Source organism: Kitasatospora sp. NPDC059577 (genome assembly GCF_042735475.1).
In the GTDB taxonomy this organism is placed as follows: Bacteria; Actinomycetota; Actinomycetes; order Streptomycetales; family Streptomycetaceae; genus Kitasatospora.
This window is the reverse complement of the sequence record NZ_JBHWBZ010000006.1, coordinates 122,424-136,697: the sequence shown is the minus strand read 5'-3', so window position 1 is coordinate 136,697 and position 14,274 is coordinate 122,424. Positions and strand designations below refer to the sequence as shown.

General features: G+C 74.0%; 18 protein-coding genes. 3 read left to right on the top strand and 15 right to left on the bottom strand.

Annotation, left to right across the window (positions count from 1 at the left end; genetic code table 11):
• Positions 1-57: 57 nt before the first annotated feature.
• The 15 genes from ACFV0O_RS08435 to hisI form a co-directional block, all read right to left on the bottom strand.
• Positions 58-795, bottom strand: a complete 738-nt coding sequence (locus tag ACFV0O_RS08435; protein WP_380338100.1) for a VIT1/CCC1 transporter family protein — start codon at positions 793-795, stop codon at positions 58-60.
• Positions 796-943: 148 nt separating this feature from the next.
• Positions 944-1,984: a prolipoprotein diacylglyceryl transferase gene (lgt, locus tag ACFV0O_RS08430; protein ID WP_380338097.1), complete on the bottom strand. Its 1,041-nt coding sequence runs from the start codon at positions 1,982-1,984 to the stop codon at positions 944-946.
• A gap of 93 nt (positions 1,985-2,077) precedes the next feature.
• On the bottom strand, positions 2,078-2,941 hold the full coding sequence (locus ACFV0O_RS08425) for a DsbA family protein (RefSeq protein WP_380338094.1): 864 nt from the start codon (positions 2,939-2,941) through the stop codon (positions 2,078-2,080).
• Between the two features lie 68 nt (positions 2,942-3,009).
• Positions 3,010-3,558 (bottom strand): MauE/DoxX family redox-associated membrane protein, encoded by a 549-nt coding sequence (locus tag ACFV0O_RS08420; protein ID WP_380338092.1) that lies wholly within the window; start codon positions 3,556-3,558, stop codon positions 3,010-3,012.
• A gap of 98 nt (positions 3,559-3,656) precedes the next feature.
• Entirely contained in the window at positions 3,657-3,890 is a 234-nt protein-coding gene (locus ACFV0O_RS08415) for a hypothetical protein (RefSeq protein WP_380338089.1), read from the bottom strand.
• Between the two features lie 256 nt (positions 3,891-4,146).
• Positions 4,147-4,956: a tryptophan synthase subunit alpha gene (gene trpA / locus ACFV0O_RS08410; RefSeq protein WP_380338087.1), complete on the bottom strand. Its 810-nt coding sequence runs from the start codon at positions 4,954-4,956 to the stop codon at positions 4,147-4,149.
• Positions 4,957-4,958: 2 nt separating this feature from the next.
• Entirely contained in the window at positions 4,959-6,218 is a 1,260-nt protein-coding gene (gene trpB / locus ACFV0O_RS08405) for a tryptophan synthase subunit beta (RefSeq protein ID WP_380338084.1), read from the bottom strand.
• An 84-nt stretch (positions 6,219-6,302) separates the two neighbouring features.
• Entirely contained in the window at positions 6,303-6,452 is a 150-nt protein-coding gene (gene trpM / locus ACFV0O_RS08400; RefSeq protein ID WP_380338081.1) for a tryptophan biosynthesis modulator TrpM, read from the bottom strand.
• 9 nt (positions 6,453-6,461) lie between these two features.
• A complete protein-coding gene (gene trpC, locus ACFV0O_RS08395; RefSeq protein ID WP_360256820.1) occupies positions 6,462-7,268 on the bottom strand; it encodes an indole-3-glycerol phosphate synthase TrpC in 807 nt (268 codons plus the stop codon).
• A gap of 198 nt (positions 7,269-7,466) precedes the next feature.
• Complete coding sequence (locus ACFV0O_RS08390; RefSeq protein WP_360256822.1) at positions 7,467-7,907, bottom strand: DUF2752 domain-containing protein; 441 nt, start codon at positions 7,905-7,907, stop codon at positions 7,467-7,469.
• 135 nt (positions 7,908-8,042) lie between these two features.
• The gene (locus ACFV0O_RS08385) at positions 8,043-8,306 is read right to left on the bottom strand and encodes an HGxxPAAW family protein (RefSeq protein WP_380338079.1); all 264 of its coding nucleotides are present in this window, start codon (positions 8,304-8,306) and stop codon (positions 8,043-8,045) included.
• A 192-nt stretch (positions 8,307-8,498) separates the two neighbouring features.
• Positions 8,499-9,086, bottom strand: a complete 588-nt coding sequence (locus ACFV0O_RS08380) for a TIGR02234 family membrane protein (RefSeq protein ID WP_380338076.1) — start codon at positions 9,084-9,086, stop codon at positions 8,499-8,501.
• Positions 9,083-9,592: a Uma2 family endonuclease gene (locus tag ACFV0O_RS08375; protein WP_380338073.1), complete on the bottom strand. Its 510-nt coding sequence runs from the start codon at positions 9,590-9,592 to the stop codon at positions 9,083-9,085. The genes ACFV0O_RS08380 and ACFV0O_RS08375 overlap by 4 nt, the downstream gene beginning before the upstream one ends.
• Positions 9,593-9,613: 21 nt before the next feature.
• Positions 9,614-11,137: an anthranilate synthase component I gene (locus tag ACFV0O_RS08370; RefSeq protein WP_380338070.1), complete on the bottom strand. Its 1,524-nt coding sequence runs from the start codon at positions 11,135-11,137 to the stop codon at positions 9,614-9,616.
• 47 nt (positions 11,138-11,184) lie between these two features.
• Complete coding sequence (hisI, locus tag ACFV0O_RS08365; RefSeq protein ID WP_380338067.1) at positions 11,185-11,556, bottom strand: phosphoribosyl-AMP cyclohydrolase; 372 nt, start codon at positions 11,554-11,556, stop codon at positions 11,185-11,187.
• A gap of 132 nt (positions 11,557-11,688) precedes the next feature.
• Here hisI and ACFV0O_RS08360 point away from each other — a divergent pair, with 132 nt between their 5' ends.
• The 3 genes from ACFV0O_RS08360 to ACFV0O_RS08350 all read left to right on the top strand — a co-directional run bounded on the left by ACFV0O_RS08360 (position 11,689) and on the right by ACFV0O_RS08350 (position 14,052).
• On the top strand, positions 11,689-12,261 hold the full coding sequence (locus ACFV0O_RS08360) for a hypothetical protein (RefSeq protein WP_380338065.1): 573 nt from the start codon (positions 11,689-11,691) through the stop codon (positions 12,259-12,261).
• A gap of 22 nt (positions 12,262-12,283) precedes the next feature.
• The gene (locus tag ACFV0O_RS08355; protein WP_380338063.1) at positions 12,284-12,922 is read left to right on the top strand and encodes a TIGR03085 family metal-binding protein; all 639 of its coding nucleotides are present in this window, start codon (positions 12,284-12,286) and stop codon (positions 12,920-12,922) included.
• Positions 12,923-13,272: 350 nt separating this feature from the next.
• Positions 13,273-14,052, top strand: coding sequence for a VOC family protein (locus ACFV0O_RS08350; protein ID WP_380338060.1), 780 nt, complete (start codon positions 13,273-13,275; stop codon positions 14,050-14,052).
• Positions 14,053-14,274: the final 222 nt, after the last annotated feature.

Below are 14,274 nucleotides of genomic sequence, written 5' to 3'. Positions count from 1 at the left end.
GGGGGCGTCGCACGCACCCGCCGGGGCCGTCCGGACCTCTCCGGGGCTCGACGGGCCTCACCCCACGTGCCCGCCGATCAGCCGGCCGAGCAGGAACGTCACCCCGGCCGCCGCCCCGCCGAGCACCAGCTGCCGCAGCCCGCTGAACCACCAGCTGCGCGCCGTCACCCGGGCCACCACCGCGCCGCACAGGAACAACCCGGCCGCCGCCAGCACCAGCGCGGGCAGCAGCGAGGTCGCGCCCAGCAGGTAGGGCAGCAGCGGCAGCAGCGCGCCGAGCGCGAAGCACAGGAACGACGACCCGGCCGCGACCAGCGGCGAGGGCAGGTCGGTGGGGTCCACGCCCAGCTCCTCGCGGGCGTGCACCTCCAGGGCCAGCTCCGGGTCCGCGGACAGCTGCCGGGCCACCTCGTGGGCCAGCTCCGGGTCCACCCCCCGCGAGACGTACAGCTGGGCCAGCTCGGCCAGCTCGCCGTGCGGGTTGCGGCTCAGCTCCAGCCGCTCGGCCTCGATCTCGGCCTGCACCAGCTCCCGCTGCGAGGCCACCGAGGTGTACTCCCCCGCCGCCATCGAGCAGGCCCCGGCCGCCAGGCCCGCCAGCCCGGTCAGGATCACCGTGCCGTTGGACACCGCGCCGCCGACCACACCGGTCATCAGCGCGAAGTTGGACACCAGCCCGTCCACCGCGCCGAACACGGCCGGGCGCAGCCAGCCCCCGTTGACGTCCCGGTGGTGGCCTTCCGCGGGTATCCGGGGGTGGTGCCCGGCCTCGGGCTCCAGGGTGGTCGCAGTCATCGTCTCTTCCCCTCCGTCGTCGTTCGTCGCCCTGAACGTAGCCCTCCTGACCTGGGCATTTCCAGCAAAGTAAGGCTGTCCGAACACCAGTGAGGCCACCCTTCGCAAGCCTCGCGAAGGGTGGCCTCAGCCGGTGGGAAGTCCCAGGTCAGATCGGGTTCCTGGCGTCCTCGCCGCTCTTCTCGGCGGCCACGGCGACGGTTTCGGCGGCCGGCACCTCGTCCCCGGACCGGGACGATTCCTTGCCGTCCCCGCCCTTTCCGGCCGTGCCGACCGTCGTGTCACCGGCTCCGGACCCGGCCTTGCCGTCGACCTTGCCGTCGGTCTTGCCCCCGGCCTCCCGGCCGTCCTCCTCCAGGTGCGCCGCCGGGTCGATGGTCGCCGGGTCCTCCCGGCCGGGCCGCTTCTTGCCGACGATCACCAGGTACGCCACGGCGCCCAGGAACACGACGATCGACGTCCAGTCGTTGAGCCGCAGGCCGAAGTAGACGTGTGCCTCGTCGATCCGCAGCCACTCGGTCCAGAACCGGCCCACCGTGTACGCGGCCACGTACAGCGCGAACGCCCGGCCGTGGCCCAGCGTGAACCGGCGGTCCGCCCAGATCACCAGCAGGGCGACGAGCACGCACCAGATCGACTCGTACAGGAAGGTCGGGTGGTAGACGCCCGTCACGACCTCGCCGTTGGGCAGCGTCTTGTGGATCTCCAGGCCCCACGGCAGCGTGGTCGCCCGTCCGTACAGCTCCTGGTTGAAGTAGTTGCCCCAGCGGCCCATCGCCTGCGCGAGCGCGATGCCCGGCGCGATGGCGTCGGCGTACGCGGGCAGCGGCACGCCCCGGCGGCGGGCACCGATCCAGGCGCCGACCGCGCCCAGCGCGATCGCGCCCCAGATCCCGAGGCCGCCCTCCCAGATCTTGAAGGCGTTCCAGGGGTTCCTGCCTTCGCCGAAGTACAGCTGGTGGTCGGTGATCACGTGGTAGAGGCGGCCGCCGACCAGGCCGAACGGCACGGCCCACACGGCGATGTCACCGACCGTGTGCTTGGCACCGCCCCGGGCGACCCAGCGCTTGCTGCCGAGCCAGACGGCGACGACGACACCGAGAATGATGCAGAAGGCGTAGGCGCGCAGCGGGACCGGTCCGAGGTACAGGACGCCCCGCGACGGGCTGGGAATGTAGGCGATATCCATGGCAGTTCCGACGCTACAGGGTCGACGGCCCGCGTCGGACACCCCAGGGGTCACAGAAACCGAACAACAACGGCCGTGGGCCGGGTACGGGGCTCAGCCGGCGGCCGGAGACGGGTTGTTGGCCTCCGAAGCAGCACTGGTCGGCGCCGGGGTCTGGCCGTGCGAGCCCGCCGTGCCCAGCGGCTTGCCCTGGTTGGCGGCGTCCACCCACTTCGCCAGGTTCTCCGGCGTGATCTCCTCGCTGCCGTTCTTCGGGTAGACCGGCTGGCCGTTGAGCAGCACGGTCGGGGTCGACTTGTAGCTGGACTTGTCGAAGTCCTGCTGCACCGAGGACACCCATCCGCCGTACTTGTTGTCGTTGACGCAGGCCTGGAACTCGGGCGTGTCCAGGCCGTTGACCTGCTTCGCCAGGTTGAGCAGGACGGCCTTGTCGCCGAAGGCGTCGCTGGTCTCCTCCGGCTGGTTGCGGTACAGCACGTCGTGGTAGTCGCGGAAGTGCCCGGCGTCCTGGGCGCAGGCCAGCGCGTTGGCCGCGGTCTTGGAGCCCTTGCCCGGCACGGCCCGGTCGATGAACGACACGATGTGGTAGTTGGTGTAGATCTTGCCGGCGTCCTCCAGCTGGTCGACGGTCGCCGAGAACTCCCGCTCGAAGGTGCCGCAGGCGGGGCAGCGCGGGTCCTCGTAGACGGTGAGGACGGAGGGCGCGTTGCCCGCGCCGACCGGGATGACCAGGTTCTTGTCGCCGATGGTCCCGGCCGGGGCGGCGGTCGGGGTCTCCGGCTTGGAGCGCTGGTTCTGCACCACGACGCCGACGACCACCGCGGCGGCGATCACCGCGAGCGCGGCCCCGCCCACGATCAGCTTCTTCCTGCGCTTGGCGGCGGACTCCTCGGCCGCCCGCTGCTCCTGCATCCGCTCGCGGGCGGTGCGCTTGCCATCTCGGTTCTTCTCGCTCATTGCCTTGACATCCACGGTCGGGGGGCCTTCGTCGTGTGCGGGGATGGGAGTGGGGCGGGGCCGGACGGTCAGCTCGCCAGCCGGCCGTCCACCGAGAACCGGGTCCGGGGCCGCCACAGCAGCCACCCGGCCAGCAACAGGAACCCGGTGTCGCGCAGGATCTCCTGCAGGTACTTCGTCTGGGACTCGTCGACGTGGCCGCCGCCGCCGAAGCAGCCGCAGTCGATCGAGATGCCGCGCGCCCAGGCGGAGGCGATCCCGGCGATGAAGGCGAGCAGCAGCAGCGCGGAGATCCCGGCGACCAGCCGGACGCCGAGCCCGATCAGCAGCAGCAGCGCGAGCGCCAGCTCCAGGAAGGGCAGGCCGTAACCGATCGGCTTGACCAGGCTCTCGGGCAGGATCTCGTAGGCGCGGACGGCCTGGGCGGCCTCCGCCGGGTCGGCGATCTTGGCCAGTCCGGCCCAGCCCCACACCACCGCGAGACCCAGCCGAGCGACCGTGCCGACCCACTCGCTCCAGACCGGCACCGGCCGCCGCACCGGCGGCGTGGGAGCCGGTTCGCCGGGCTGCACCGCCGGGCCGGCCATCAGGGAACCCCCCTCGGGAAACTCGTTCACTTCCTGACGAACCGTAAGGGAGGAAGGGGGGTTCCTCCGTATTCAGGAATTAAGCCGGAAGAGTGACACTTCGTCCGAATCCGCCGAACACCCGTACGTCAGCGGCACCCCGGCATCCGCCCGGGATCGAACAACTCCGGGTACCCGTGCTCCGCCCGCTCGACGGCGTCCCACCGGGCCGCCTCGGCACAGGCGACCGCCTCCCGCTCCGCCCGCTCCGCCCCCCGCTTCGCCAACGCCTGCCCCACCACGGTGTGCACCCCGACAGCAGCCCCGAGCGCCAGCGCGGCAGCCGCCGCCCGCAGCAGAACGGCCTGATGGAAACCCCGCACCGGCTCACCCCTTCGCTCGCTCCGCCACCCACGTGCACGTCGCCCGTGCACTCGTCCCTCCACTCAACGCCGGTCAACCCCGGCTGATGCGTGTCGCCGCCCCTGTTCACCCGTTCGGGGCCGCCCCCGAGTCAACACACCGCACCCCGCCCCCTCGCCGTGGGCGACCCCCTCCGAGCGACCCCCGCCCCGAAAACGCCGACGGCCCACCACCCCAGAGGAGTGGCAGGCCGCCGATACCCGTTTCCGCCGCGCGTCAGCGCCTCCGCACGCCGCGGGCCAGCTCCCCGGCCAGCGCCCGCACCGCGTCCAGCCCCGCCGTCTCGTCCGCGCCGGCTTCCAGGATCCGCTTCACGAACGCCGAGCCCACGATCACCCCGTCCGCGAACCGGGCGACCTCCGCCGCCTGCCGGGCGTCGGAGACTCCGAGCCCGACGCAGACCGGCAGGTCGGTGGTGGCGCGGGTGCGCGCGACCAGGTCCTCGGCCAGCGAGCCGACGGCGGACCGGGTGCCGGTCACGCCCATCACCGCGGCGGCGTAGACGAATCCGCTGCCCGCCGCCGTGACCTCGGCGAGCCGTGCGTCCTTGCTGCTGGGGGCGACCACGAACACGGTGTCGAGCCCGTGCGCGTCCGCGGCCTTGCGCCACTCCTCGGACTCCTCCACCGGCAGGTCCGGAAGGATGCAGCCGGCCCCGCCGGCGGCCGCCAGGTCGGCGGCGAAGCGCGCCACGCCGTAGCGGTCGACCGGGTTCCAGTAGGTCATCACCAGCACCGCCGCTTCGGGGTGCGCGGAGGCGACCTCCTGGACGGTGCGCAGCACGTCCTTGATCCGCACGCCGCCGCGCAGCGCGATGTCGTCGGCGGTCTGGATGACGGCGCCGTCGAGCACGGGGTCGGAGTGCGGCAGGCCGACCTCGACGACGTCGCAGCCGCCCTCGATCAGCGCGTTGATCGCCCGCACGCCGCCGTCGACGGTCGGGAAGCCGGCCGGCAGGTAGCCGACCAGTGCGGCCCGGTCCTCGGCCTTGGCGGCCGCCAGGATCCCGCTGAGCTTGGAAGCCATGGTCACTTACCCCCCTGGGCGGTGCCGGCGGAGCCGGCGCCCGGCTCGTCGTACAGGCCGAAGTACTCGGCGGCGGTGTGCATGTCCTTGTCGCCGCGTCCGGAGAGGGAGACCAGGATGGTGGCCTCCGGCCCGAGTTCGCGGCCGAGCTCCAGGGCCCCGGCGAGCGCGTGGGCGCTCTCGATGGCCGGGATGATGCCTTCGGTGCGGGACAGCAGCCGCAGCGCCTGCATCGCGGCGGCGTCGGTGACCGGCCGGTACTCGGCCCGTCCGGTGTCCTTCAGCCAGGCGTGCTCCGGGCCGACGCCCGGGTAGTCGAGGCCGGCCGAGATCGAGTGCGACTCGATCGTCTGCCCGTCCTCGTCCTGGAGGACGTACGTCCGGGAGCCGTGCAGCACGCCCGGGTCGCCCTTGGTCAGGGTCGCCGCGTGCCGGGGCGTCTCGGCGCCCTCGCCGGCCGCCTCGCAGCCGATGAGGCGCACGTCGGCGTCCGGGATGAACTCGTGGAAGATGCCCATCGCGTTGGAGCCGCCGCCGACGCAGGCGACGACGGCGTCGGGCAGCCGCCCGGTCCGGTCGAGGACCTGCTGCCGCGCCTCGATGCCGATGATCCGGTGGAAGTCGCGGACCATCATCGGGAAGGGGTGGGGCCCGGCGACGGTGCCGAACAGGTAGTGGGTGGAGTCCACGTTGGCGACCCAGTCGCGGAACGCCTCGTTGATGGCGTCCTTCAGGGTGCGGCTGCCGGAGGTGACGGCGATCACCTCGGCGCCGAGCATGCGCATCCGGGCGACGTTCAGCGCTTGGCGCTGGGTGTCGACCTCGCCCATGTAGATGGTGCAGTCGAAGCCGAAGAGCGCGCAGGCGGTGGCGGTGGCGACGCCGTGCTGGCCGGCGCCGGTCTCGGCGATGATCCGGGTCTTGCCCATCCGCTTGGTGAGCAGGGCCTGGCCCAGCACGTTGTTGATCTTGTGCGAGCCGGTGTGGTTGAGGTCCTCGCGCTTGAGCAGGACCCGCGCGCCGCCCGCCTCGGCGGAGAAGCGGTGCACGTCGGTCAGCGGGCTCGGACGGCCGGTGTAGTCCTTGAGCAGCGCGTCGAGTTCGGCGGTGAAGGCCGGATCGGCCTTGGCCTTCTCGTACTCCTCGGCGACCTGCTCGACCGCGGCGACCAGCGCCTCGGGGATGAAGCGGCCGCCGTACGCGCCGAAGTATCCGCGCGCGTCCGGCACCTGGGCGCCGGGCAGGTAGTCCTTCTCGGACATGGTGGTTTCCCTTGGGGAGTTGGACGACAGTGACGTCTGATCGGCCTGCTCCGGCGGTCCGCTGGTCCCAGCGGCCGGCCGGCGTCAGCCGTGCGCCACCCGCCATCGCCGCCCCGGCACCTGCCCGGGCTCGCAGCCGATCACGTACCGCACCCGACGCCCCAGCACCCGGCGTGCGGGTGCGCGGCAGCCGCGCGGGCGGCAACCGGGGGCGAGTCGGGCGGCGATCTTCATCGGGCTGTGTCAGTCCTTGTGCCGGACGGCGGGGTGGGCCCCGGCGGCGACCAGGTCGGCGACCGCGGCGCGCGGGTCCTTGCCGGTCACCAGGGACTCGCCGACCAGCACCGCGTCGGCGCCGAGGTTGGCGTAGTTGATCACGTCCAGCGGGCCGCGGACACCCGACTCGGCGATCTTGACGATGCCGTCCGGAATGGCGTGGGCGACGTTCTCGAAGGTGTTGCGGTCCACTTCGAGGGTCTTCAGGTTGCGGGCGTTGACGCCGATGATCCGCGCCCCGGCGTCGACCGCGCGCTTGATCTCCTCCTCGTCGTGCACCTCGACCAGCGGGGTGAGGCCGATCGACACGGCGCGCTCGATCAGCGACTCCAGAGCCGGCTGGTCGAGCGCCGCGACGATCAGCAGCGCGAGGTCGGCGCCGTGCGCACGGGCCTCCCACAGCTGGTACGACGTGACGATGAAGTCCTTGCGCAGCAGCGGGGTGTCCACCGCGGCCCGGACGGCGTCCAGGTCGGCCAGCGAACCGCCGAAGCGGCGCTCCTCCGTCAGCACGCTGATCGCGGCGGCACCGCCGGCCGCGTAGTCGCGCGCCAGGGCGGCCGGATCGGCGATCGAGGCCAGGGCGCCCTTGGAGGGGCTGGAGCGCTTCACCTCGCAGATCACCCGGACCCCGTCGCCCTTGAGGGCGGCGACGCCGTCCTTGGCCTCCGGGACCTTGGCCGCGCGCTCCTTCAGCGCGTCCAGGGAGACGACGGCCTGCCGCTTGGCGAGGTCCTCGCGGACCCCTTCGATGATCGAGTCGAGCACACTCACTCAGGAGCCCCCATCTTTTCTGCCAGTTGGCCAGCGAGAGCCGGGCGGGCAGTGGCCCGCCGGCACTTCGATGGTATCGGCACCCGGGAGCGCGGGGCGCATCCGCCCGGCACGCGTCTCGCGGACCGGACGCCCGCTCCGGCGGCCCTCAACTGCGGCTTCACCGCTCCTCCACCCGCCCCGGGGCGGGCCCGGCGGTCAGACCAGCGGCGGCGCCAGACCGGCTCCGACCGGCGAGTTCCGCACCACCGTGAAGACCAGCACGAGCAGCGCGATCAGCACCCAGCGGCGGCCCCCGACGGTGACCCGGGGCGCCGGCCCGCCGGTCAGCGCGGCCCAGGCCCAGCGCAGCCAGAACACCCCCAGCACACCGAACAGCAGGACGGCGGCGGCGTTGTCGTGCAGGGCCGAGGTGAGGTCCCCGTGGCTGAGCGCGTGGACGCAGCGCAGCCCCCCGCAGCCGGGGCACCACCAGCCGGTGGCGGTCAGGAACGGACAGTCCGGGTAGTGCCCGGGGCTGTCGGGGTCCACCACGGCGACGTACGCGGCGGGGACGGCCACCGCCGCGAGCGCGGCCAGCGGCGGGCCCAGCCGGCGCAGCACGGGCGGCGGGACGGAGGCGGTGGGGGCGGCGTTCACGCCCCGATTCTGCCCGCGCCGGGACCCGGGAACGACGAAACGGCGGGCGCGACGCGCCCGCCGTTCGGTTGTGCGAAAGGCGTGCCGGACGACGGCGCTCCCGGAGGGGAGGCGTGTCCTGCGGAGGGCCGGTCGTCAGGCGGCGACGGCGACGCGGGCCTCGCGGGCCGCGGTCTGCTCCTCGGCCGACTTGTAGACGTTGGCGCTCGGCTGCTGGCCCATGCCGGCCATCGACATGGCCTTGCCGACCACGCCGCCGACCACGACGACCGCCAGGCCCGCGCAGACGAGCAGCACCGACGGCAGGATCATCGCGACGCCCGCGATGGCGAAGCCGACGAAGGAGATGACGACGCCGGTCCAGGCGGCGGGGGTGTGGCCGTGTGCTGCTGCTGCCATCTGAGTGGTGCTCCTTGGCTCTCGGGGCCCGGCCGGGCCTGCGGGGCCGCCGGCGGGTTGACGGGTTCCATTGTGCCGGGCCACACACCGGCGACCCAAAGCGGGTGGCGGGTCTATCGCGTCACATGTGCGCCGCGGGTGCGAACGGGGGCCGCAGGGGCCGTACGGGACCGCGCAGGGGCCGGGCAGGGCCTAGCCGGCCGTGGGGTCCTCGCCGCGGTCCAGGGCCTTCCACAGGTCGCCCGGGGTGTCCGCCCGGGCCGGGGCCTTGCGGGTCGGGGCCTCGTAGCGGCTGCCCATGGCGGGCCAGCCGCGGCCGTAGCGCAGGGTGAGCAGTCCGGCGAGGGCGAGCAGTACGCCGCCGACCAGCGCGACCCAGGGCCAGGCGGTGTGCGACACCTCGGTGGCCGCCGAACCGCTGAGGGCGAGCTTGCGGGCGGCCTCCCCGTCCAGCGCGGCGGTGTCCCCCGCCCCGGCGACCGAGGCGGCGGCCGCGCCGATCCCGGCGAGCAGGGTCAGCGCGCCGACCGCGATCCGCCCGGCGCCGCGCACCGCGAACACCGCGACGGCCGCGGCGAGGCCCACCAGGGCCAGCCCACCGGGCAGTTCGGAGATCGCGCCGCCGGTGACGGAGACGTCCAGGGTGCCGGCCCGGCCCTCGGCCCAGGTCCGCCCGGCCGCGGTCAGCACCAGCACCGCGCTCAGCACGGTCAGCAGCAGCATCACGCCGAGCGTGCGGCGGCTGGGGGCGGCGGGGGCGGGGGTCTGGTCAGCGCTCACCCGTCCACTATCCCCCGGCCGACACCCGGGTCCGTACCCGGGGTGGGGAACGGGTCCGTCCGCAGCACCACCGTCCGCCCGCCCAGCGGCAGGAACAGGTCGTTGCCGAACGGCACCCGCTCGGCCTCCCGGTACACCCCCTCGGGGGCCGGCGCGGTGTGCACGGTGCAGACCGCCGCCGCCGGGTCGACCACCAGGTAGAACGGCACGCCGCTGCGCGCGTACGCCCGTCCGGCCTCCGCCAGGCCGGGCCGGGCCACCTCCAGCACCGCCTCCACCCCGGCCGCGCCGAACCGGCCCCGCCCGCCCCGCACCGCGTCCCGGGCGAGCACGGTCACGTCGGGGGCGAACACGGTCACGTCCGTGGCGGAGCCGCCGGGTGCCGCCGGGAACTCGACCGCCACCCCGGACAGCACCCGGCCGTGGCCCGCCGGCTGCTCACCGAGCTGCCCCGCGGCGCTCAGCACGACCTCCCAGCGCAGCTCGTCGTACGGCACCTCGGGCATCCCGGCCGCCTCCCTCACGCCTCAGGACAGTTCCGGCCTCCGCAGCGTATTGGCGGTGGCGACGGCCCGCAGCACGGCGGCCGCCTTGTTGCGGCACTCGGTGTCCTCGCCGTGCGGGTCGGAATCGGCGACGACGCCCGCGCCCGCCTGCACGTACGCCGTGCCCTCGCGCAGCACCGCCGTCCGGATCGCGATCGCGGTGTCGGAGTCCCCGGCGAAGTCCAGGTAGCCGACGCAGCCGCCGTACAGGCCGCGGCGGGTGGGCTCCAGCTCCTCGATGATCCGCATCGCCCGCGGCTTGGGGGCACCGGAGAGGGTGCCGGCCGGGAAGCAGGCGGTGAGCACGTCGAAGGCGGTCCGCCCGGGCGCGACCCTGCCGGTGACGGTGGAGACGATGTGCATCACGTGGCTGTAGCGCTCGATCTGCATGAAGTCGACCACCTCGACGCTGCCCGGCTCGCAGACCCGCCCGAGGTCGTTGCGGCCGAGGTCCACCAGCATCAGGTGCTCGGCCCGCTCCTTGGGGTCGGCGAGCAGTTCGGCGGCCAGCGCCGCGTCCTCGTGCGGGGTGGCGCCGCGGTGCCGGGTGCCGGCGATCGGGTGCAGCATCGCCTCGCCGTCGGTGACCTTGACCAGCGCCTCCGGGCTGGAACCGACCACGTCGAAGCCGCCCTCGGCGGTGCCGTCCGGCCCGGGGAAGCGGAACAGGTACATGTACGGGCTGGGGTTGGTGGTGCGCAGCACCCGGTAGACGTCCAGCGCGGTGGCCGGGCAGGGCGCCTCGAAGCGCTGCGAGGGCACCACCTGGAACGCCTCGCCGGCCCGGATCCGCTCCTTGATGTCGTCCACCGCCGCGCGGTAGGGCGCGCCCCCGAACGGCGAGTTCACCTCGCCGGGGCCGGCCGGGGTGAAGGTGGCCAGGCCCGGGTCGACCGGCTTGACCAGGTCGGCCTCCATCGCGTCCAGGCGGCCCACCGCGTCCGCGTAGGCCTCGTCGACGCCGCTGGCCAGGTCGTTGTGGTTGACGGCGTTGGCGATCAGCAGCACCGTGCCGTCGGCGTGGTCGAGCACCGCGAGGTCGGTCGCCAGCAGCATCGTCAGCTCGGGCAGCTTGAGGTCGTCCGGGTTGAGGTCGGGCAACTTCTCCAGGCGGCGGACGACGTCGTAGCCGAGGTAGCCGACCAGGCCGCCGGTGAGCGGCGGCAGGCCGTCGTCGGGGTGCCGCGGGGTGTGCAGCGCCTCCAGGGCGGCCCGCAGCACCTGCAGCGGGTCGCCGGTGGTGGGGATGCCGACCGGCGGGGTACCGAGCCAGCGGGCGTTGCCCTCCTGGTCCGCGGTGAGCACGGCGGCGCTGCGCACGCCGACGAAGGAGTAGCGCGACCAGCTGCGGCCCTGCTCGGCGGACTCCAGCAGGAAGGTACCGGGCCGCTCCTCGGCGAGGCTGCGGTACAGGCCGATCGGGGTGAGGCCGTCCGCGAGGAGCCTGCGGGTGACCGGGATGACCCGGGTGTCGACGGCGAGCTTGCGGAAGGCTTCGAGGTCCATGCGGGGCGGCACCTTCTGGAGTTCTGGCGTGGGTGGTGGGAGGTGGATCAGGAGAGCGGGAGCACGTCGGCGTCGAAGCAGGTGCGGTCGCCGGTGTGGCAGGCCGCTCCGGTCTGGTCGACCTTCACCAGCAGGGTGTCGCCGTCGCAGTCCAGGGCCACCGACCTGACCGCCTGGACGTGACCGGAGGTGTCGCCCTTCACCCAGTACTCGCTGCGGCTGCGGCTCCAGTAGGTGCAGCGGCCCGTGGTCAGGGTGCGGTGCAGCGCCTCGTCGTCCATCCAGCCGAGCATCAGCACCTCGCCGGTGTCGTACTGCTGCGCGATGGCCGGGAGCAGGCCGTCCTCGGTGCGCTTGAGGCGGGCGGCGATCTCGGGAGCCAGGGCGGTGGTGCCGGGAGTGGCGGGTGTGGTGGACATGCGGCCCATTGTGTCAGTCCGCCCGGCCGGGGCGGCCGGTCCGTCCGACCCGCGGTCGCCGGGGCCGTCCGTCCGGGGTGAGTTCGGCCAACCGCCTGCCGGGCGGCCCCTTCGTGGGCCATCCTCGTGGCCATGACCCCCGAGCAGCCGCCCGCAGCCGCCGCCTCCCACCCGTCCCGCGGCCTGGTCCTCACCGTCATCGCCGTACTGGTCGTCCTGCTCGCGGTGGTCGCCACCGCCGCGCTCTGGCCGGACGACACCAGACGTGCCGCCGCCCCGCCCCCGCCCACCCCCACGGCCACCCCGACGCCCACCCCGACCCCGACGCCCACCCCGACCAAGCCGCAACCGCCCTACGCCTTCTTCCCGGTCGGCACCTGCTTCGACCACCCGCAGCTGAGCCCGGTCATCACCAGGGCCGAGGAGCGCCCCTGCACCGGCGACCACGACGGCGAGGTGATCGCCGACCTCAAACTCGCCGACAACCTGACCGGCGAGGTCCCGATCGCCCTCGCCATGCGGGACGGCTGCAAGGAGGCCGAGGCCGCCGCCAAGGCCAGGCAGGGCGACGGGAAGACCTACTACGGACGGCAGTTCGGCCCGGCCCTGGTCAACTACCAGCAGGGCTGGCGGGACTACACCTGCACCCTGACCGGCAGCAACAAGCAGAACGGCCCCAAGCTCACCGGCCACCTCCGCCCGTAACGCGCCGCTCTAGGCTGACGCCATGTCGAACCACGCCCTCGCCGAACGCCACCGCCTCACCGAACTCCTGGCCGCCGCCGGTCCTGACGCCCCCACCCTCTGCGCCGGCTGGACCACCCGGGACCTCGCCGCCCACCTGGTGATCCGGGAACACCGGCCCGACGCGGCGGCCGGCATCCGGATCGCCGCCCTGGCCGCCCGGACCCGGCGGGTCCAGGACGACTACGCCGCGCGACCCTACGAGGAACTGCTGCGGCTGTTCCGCTCCGGCCCGCCGGTGTACTCGCCCTTCGCCCTGCCCGGCGCGGACGAGGCGGCCAACACCGTCGAGTACTTCGTGCACGCCGAGGACGTCCTGCGCGCCACCGGGGACCCGACGCCCCAGCCCCTGCCGCCCGGCCGCGCCGAGGCCCTGTGGCGCCGACTCCCCATGATCGCCCGCTTCGAGGCCGGCCGCCGCTCCCCCGTCCGCCTGGTCCTCACCCACCCCGACGGCCGCTCCCTCACCGTCGGCCCGGCCGGCACCCCCACCGTCCACCTCACCGGCGAGCCCGGCGAACTGGTCCTCTTCACCTACGGCCGCGGCGCCCGCACCACCCTGACCGTCGACGGCGACCCCGACGCCGTCGAAGCCCTCCGCCACGTCCTCCCGCTGCCCTGAGCGAACCGGACGTCGTCCCCGTCCCCGAAGATCCGCCCCCACCGGCCACCGCCGGTCGCCCGTCGCCGCTTCGCCCCCACCGAAGCGGCGACGCCGCCCCGGGCCGCAGCGACGGGCCGCAGCGACGGGCCCTCTTCCGGGATCGTCGGTGACGCTTCCGAACCGGCCCCCGTGCCTCGGTTCGTCCCCACGTCTGACGCATCGCCCCGACCCGCCCGGACCCCCGGGGCGGCCGCCTCCCGGCTGCGGATGTCGGTGCCCGGGTGCAGACTCGCAGGTGGCCGGGGTGGGGGCGTGCGCGCGCCCGACGGAACCGCCCCGGTCACTCTCCGTCGAAGGGGCACCACTCCATGCTCACCACCGACTTCCCCGCCGGCTCCCCCTGCTGGATCGACCTCGGCAGCCCGGACATCTCGGCCACGGCGAGGTTCTACGCCGACGTCTTCGGCTGGGTCTTCCACGAGGTCCCCGAGACCGGCGGCTACGGCTTCCTCCAGCTGAACGGCAGGACCGTGGGCGCGATCGGCAACCTCGACCAGGGGGCGCGGTCGGCCTGGACGACGTACTTCCGCACCGACGACGTGGACGCGACCGTGAAGGCCGCCGAGCAGGCCGGGGCGACGGTCCGGGTGCCGCCGACGGACGTCATGCAGGCGGGCCGGTTCGCCGCCCTCACCGATCCGCTGGGTGCCGAGTTCGCGGTGTGGCAGGCGGGCGACACCAAGGGGTTGGACGTCGTCTCCGAGGACGGCACGCTGGTCTGGTCCGAGCTGCACACCTCGGGCCCGGACGTCGCGTTCGCCTTCTACGAGAAGCTGTTCGGCTGGCGGGTGGAGAACTTCGAGCCGTCGCCGGGCATGACCTACCGGGTGGTCTCCACCGCCGAGGGCGACCAGCAGGACGCCAGTTTCGGCGGCATCGCCCCGACGATGTCCCCGGAGCAGCCGTCCGCGTGGACGCCGTACTTCGCGGCCTCCGACGTGGACGCGGTGATCGCCCGGGCGACGGCGGCCGGCGGCTCGGTGCTGATGCCCGCCGCGGACGTGGAGAACGTCGGCCGGCTGGCCTGGCTGGCGGATCCGAACGGCGCGCCGTTCGCGCTGATCAAGGGCGAGCCGCGGCAGTCCTGAGCGCGCGGCGTACGAGCACGAGACGCACGGGCACGCACGAGCGCGCACGGGCACGAGACGCACGAGACGCACGAGACGCACGAGACGCACGAGACGCACGGGCACGCACGACGAGGGCCCGCCGGTGCGGGGGCCCCCGGGCCCCCCACCTCCGGTGGGGGGGGGGGCCCCCCCCCGGGGGGCGGGCTACCGCCCGGGGGGGGGGGTTAAAAAAAAGACAAC

Excerpts from the sequence above, each read along its gene's own strand:
- ACFV0O_RS08385 (WP_380338079.1), bottom strand. The coding sequence starts at position 8,306 with ATGGCAGCAGCAGCACACGGCCACACCCCCGCCGCCTGGACCGGCGTC.
- trpB (WP_380338084.1), bottom strand. The coding sequence starts at position 6,218 with ATGTCCGAGAAGGACTACCTGCCCGGCGCCCAGGTGCCGGACGCGCGC.
- hisI (WP_380338067.1), bottom strand. The coding sequence starts at position 11,556 with ATGTCCACCACACCCGCCACTCCCGGCACCACCGCCCTGGCTCCCGAG.
- ACFV0O_RS08375 (WP_380338073.1), bottom strand. The coding sequence starts at position 9,592 with ATGCCCGAGGTGCCGTACGACGAGCTGCGCTGGGAGGTCGTGCTGAGC.
- trpM (WP_380338081.1), bottom strand. The coding sequence starts at position 6,452 with ATGAAGATCGCCGCCCGACTCGCCCCCGGTTGCCGCCCGCGCGGCTGC.
- lgt (WP_380338097.1), bottom strand. The coding sequence starts at position 1,984 with ATGGATATCGCCTACATTCCCAGCCCGTCGCGGGGCGTCCTGTACCTC.
- ACFV0O_RS08425 (WP_380338094.1), bottom strand. The coding sequence starts at position 2,941 with ATGAGCGAGAAGAACCGAGATGGCAAGCGCACCGCCCGCGAGCGGATG.
- trpA (WP_380338087.1), bottom strand. The coding sequence starts at position 4,956 with ATGGCTTCCAAGCTCAGCGGGATCCTGGCGGCCGCCAAGGCCGAGGAC.
- ACFV0O_RS08435 (WP_380338100.1), bottom strand. The coding sequence starts at position 795 with ATGACTGCGACCACCCTGGAGCCCGAGGCCGGGCACCACCCCCGGATA.
- ACFV0O_RS08355 (WP_380338063.1), top strand. The coding sequence starts at position 12,284 with ATGTCGAACCACGCCCTCGCCGAACGCCACCGCCTCACCGAACTCCTG.
- ACFV0O_RS08350 (WP_380338060.1), top strand. The coding sequence starts at position 13,273 with ATGCTCACCACCGACTTCCCCGCCGGCTCCCCCTGCTGGATCGACCTC.
- ACFV0O_RS08360 (WP_380338065.1), top strand. The coding sequence starts at position 11,689 with ATGACCCCCGAGCAGCCGCCCGCAGCCGCCGCCTCCCACCCGTCCCGC.
- ACFV0O_RS08370 (WP_380338070.1), bottom strand. The coding sequence starts at position 11,137 with ATGGACCTCGAAGCCTTCCGCAAGCTCGCCGTCGACACCCGGGTCATC.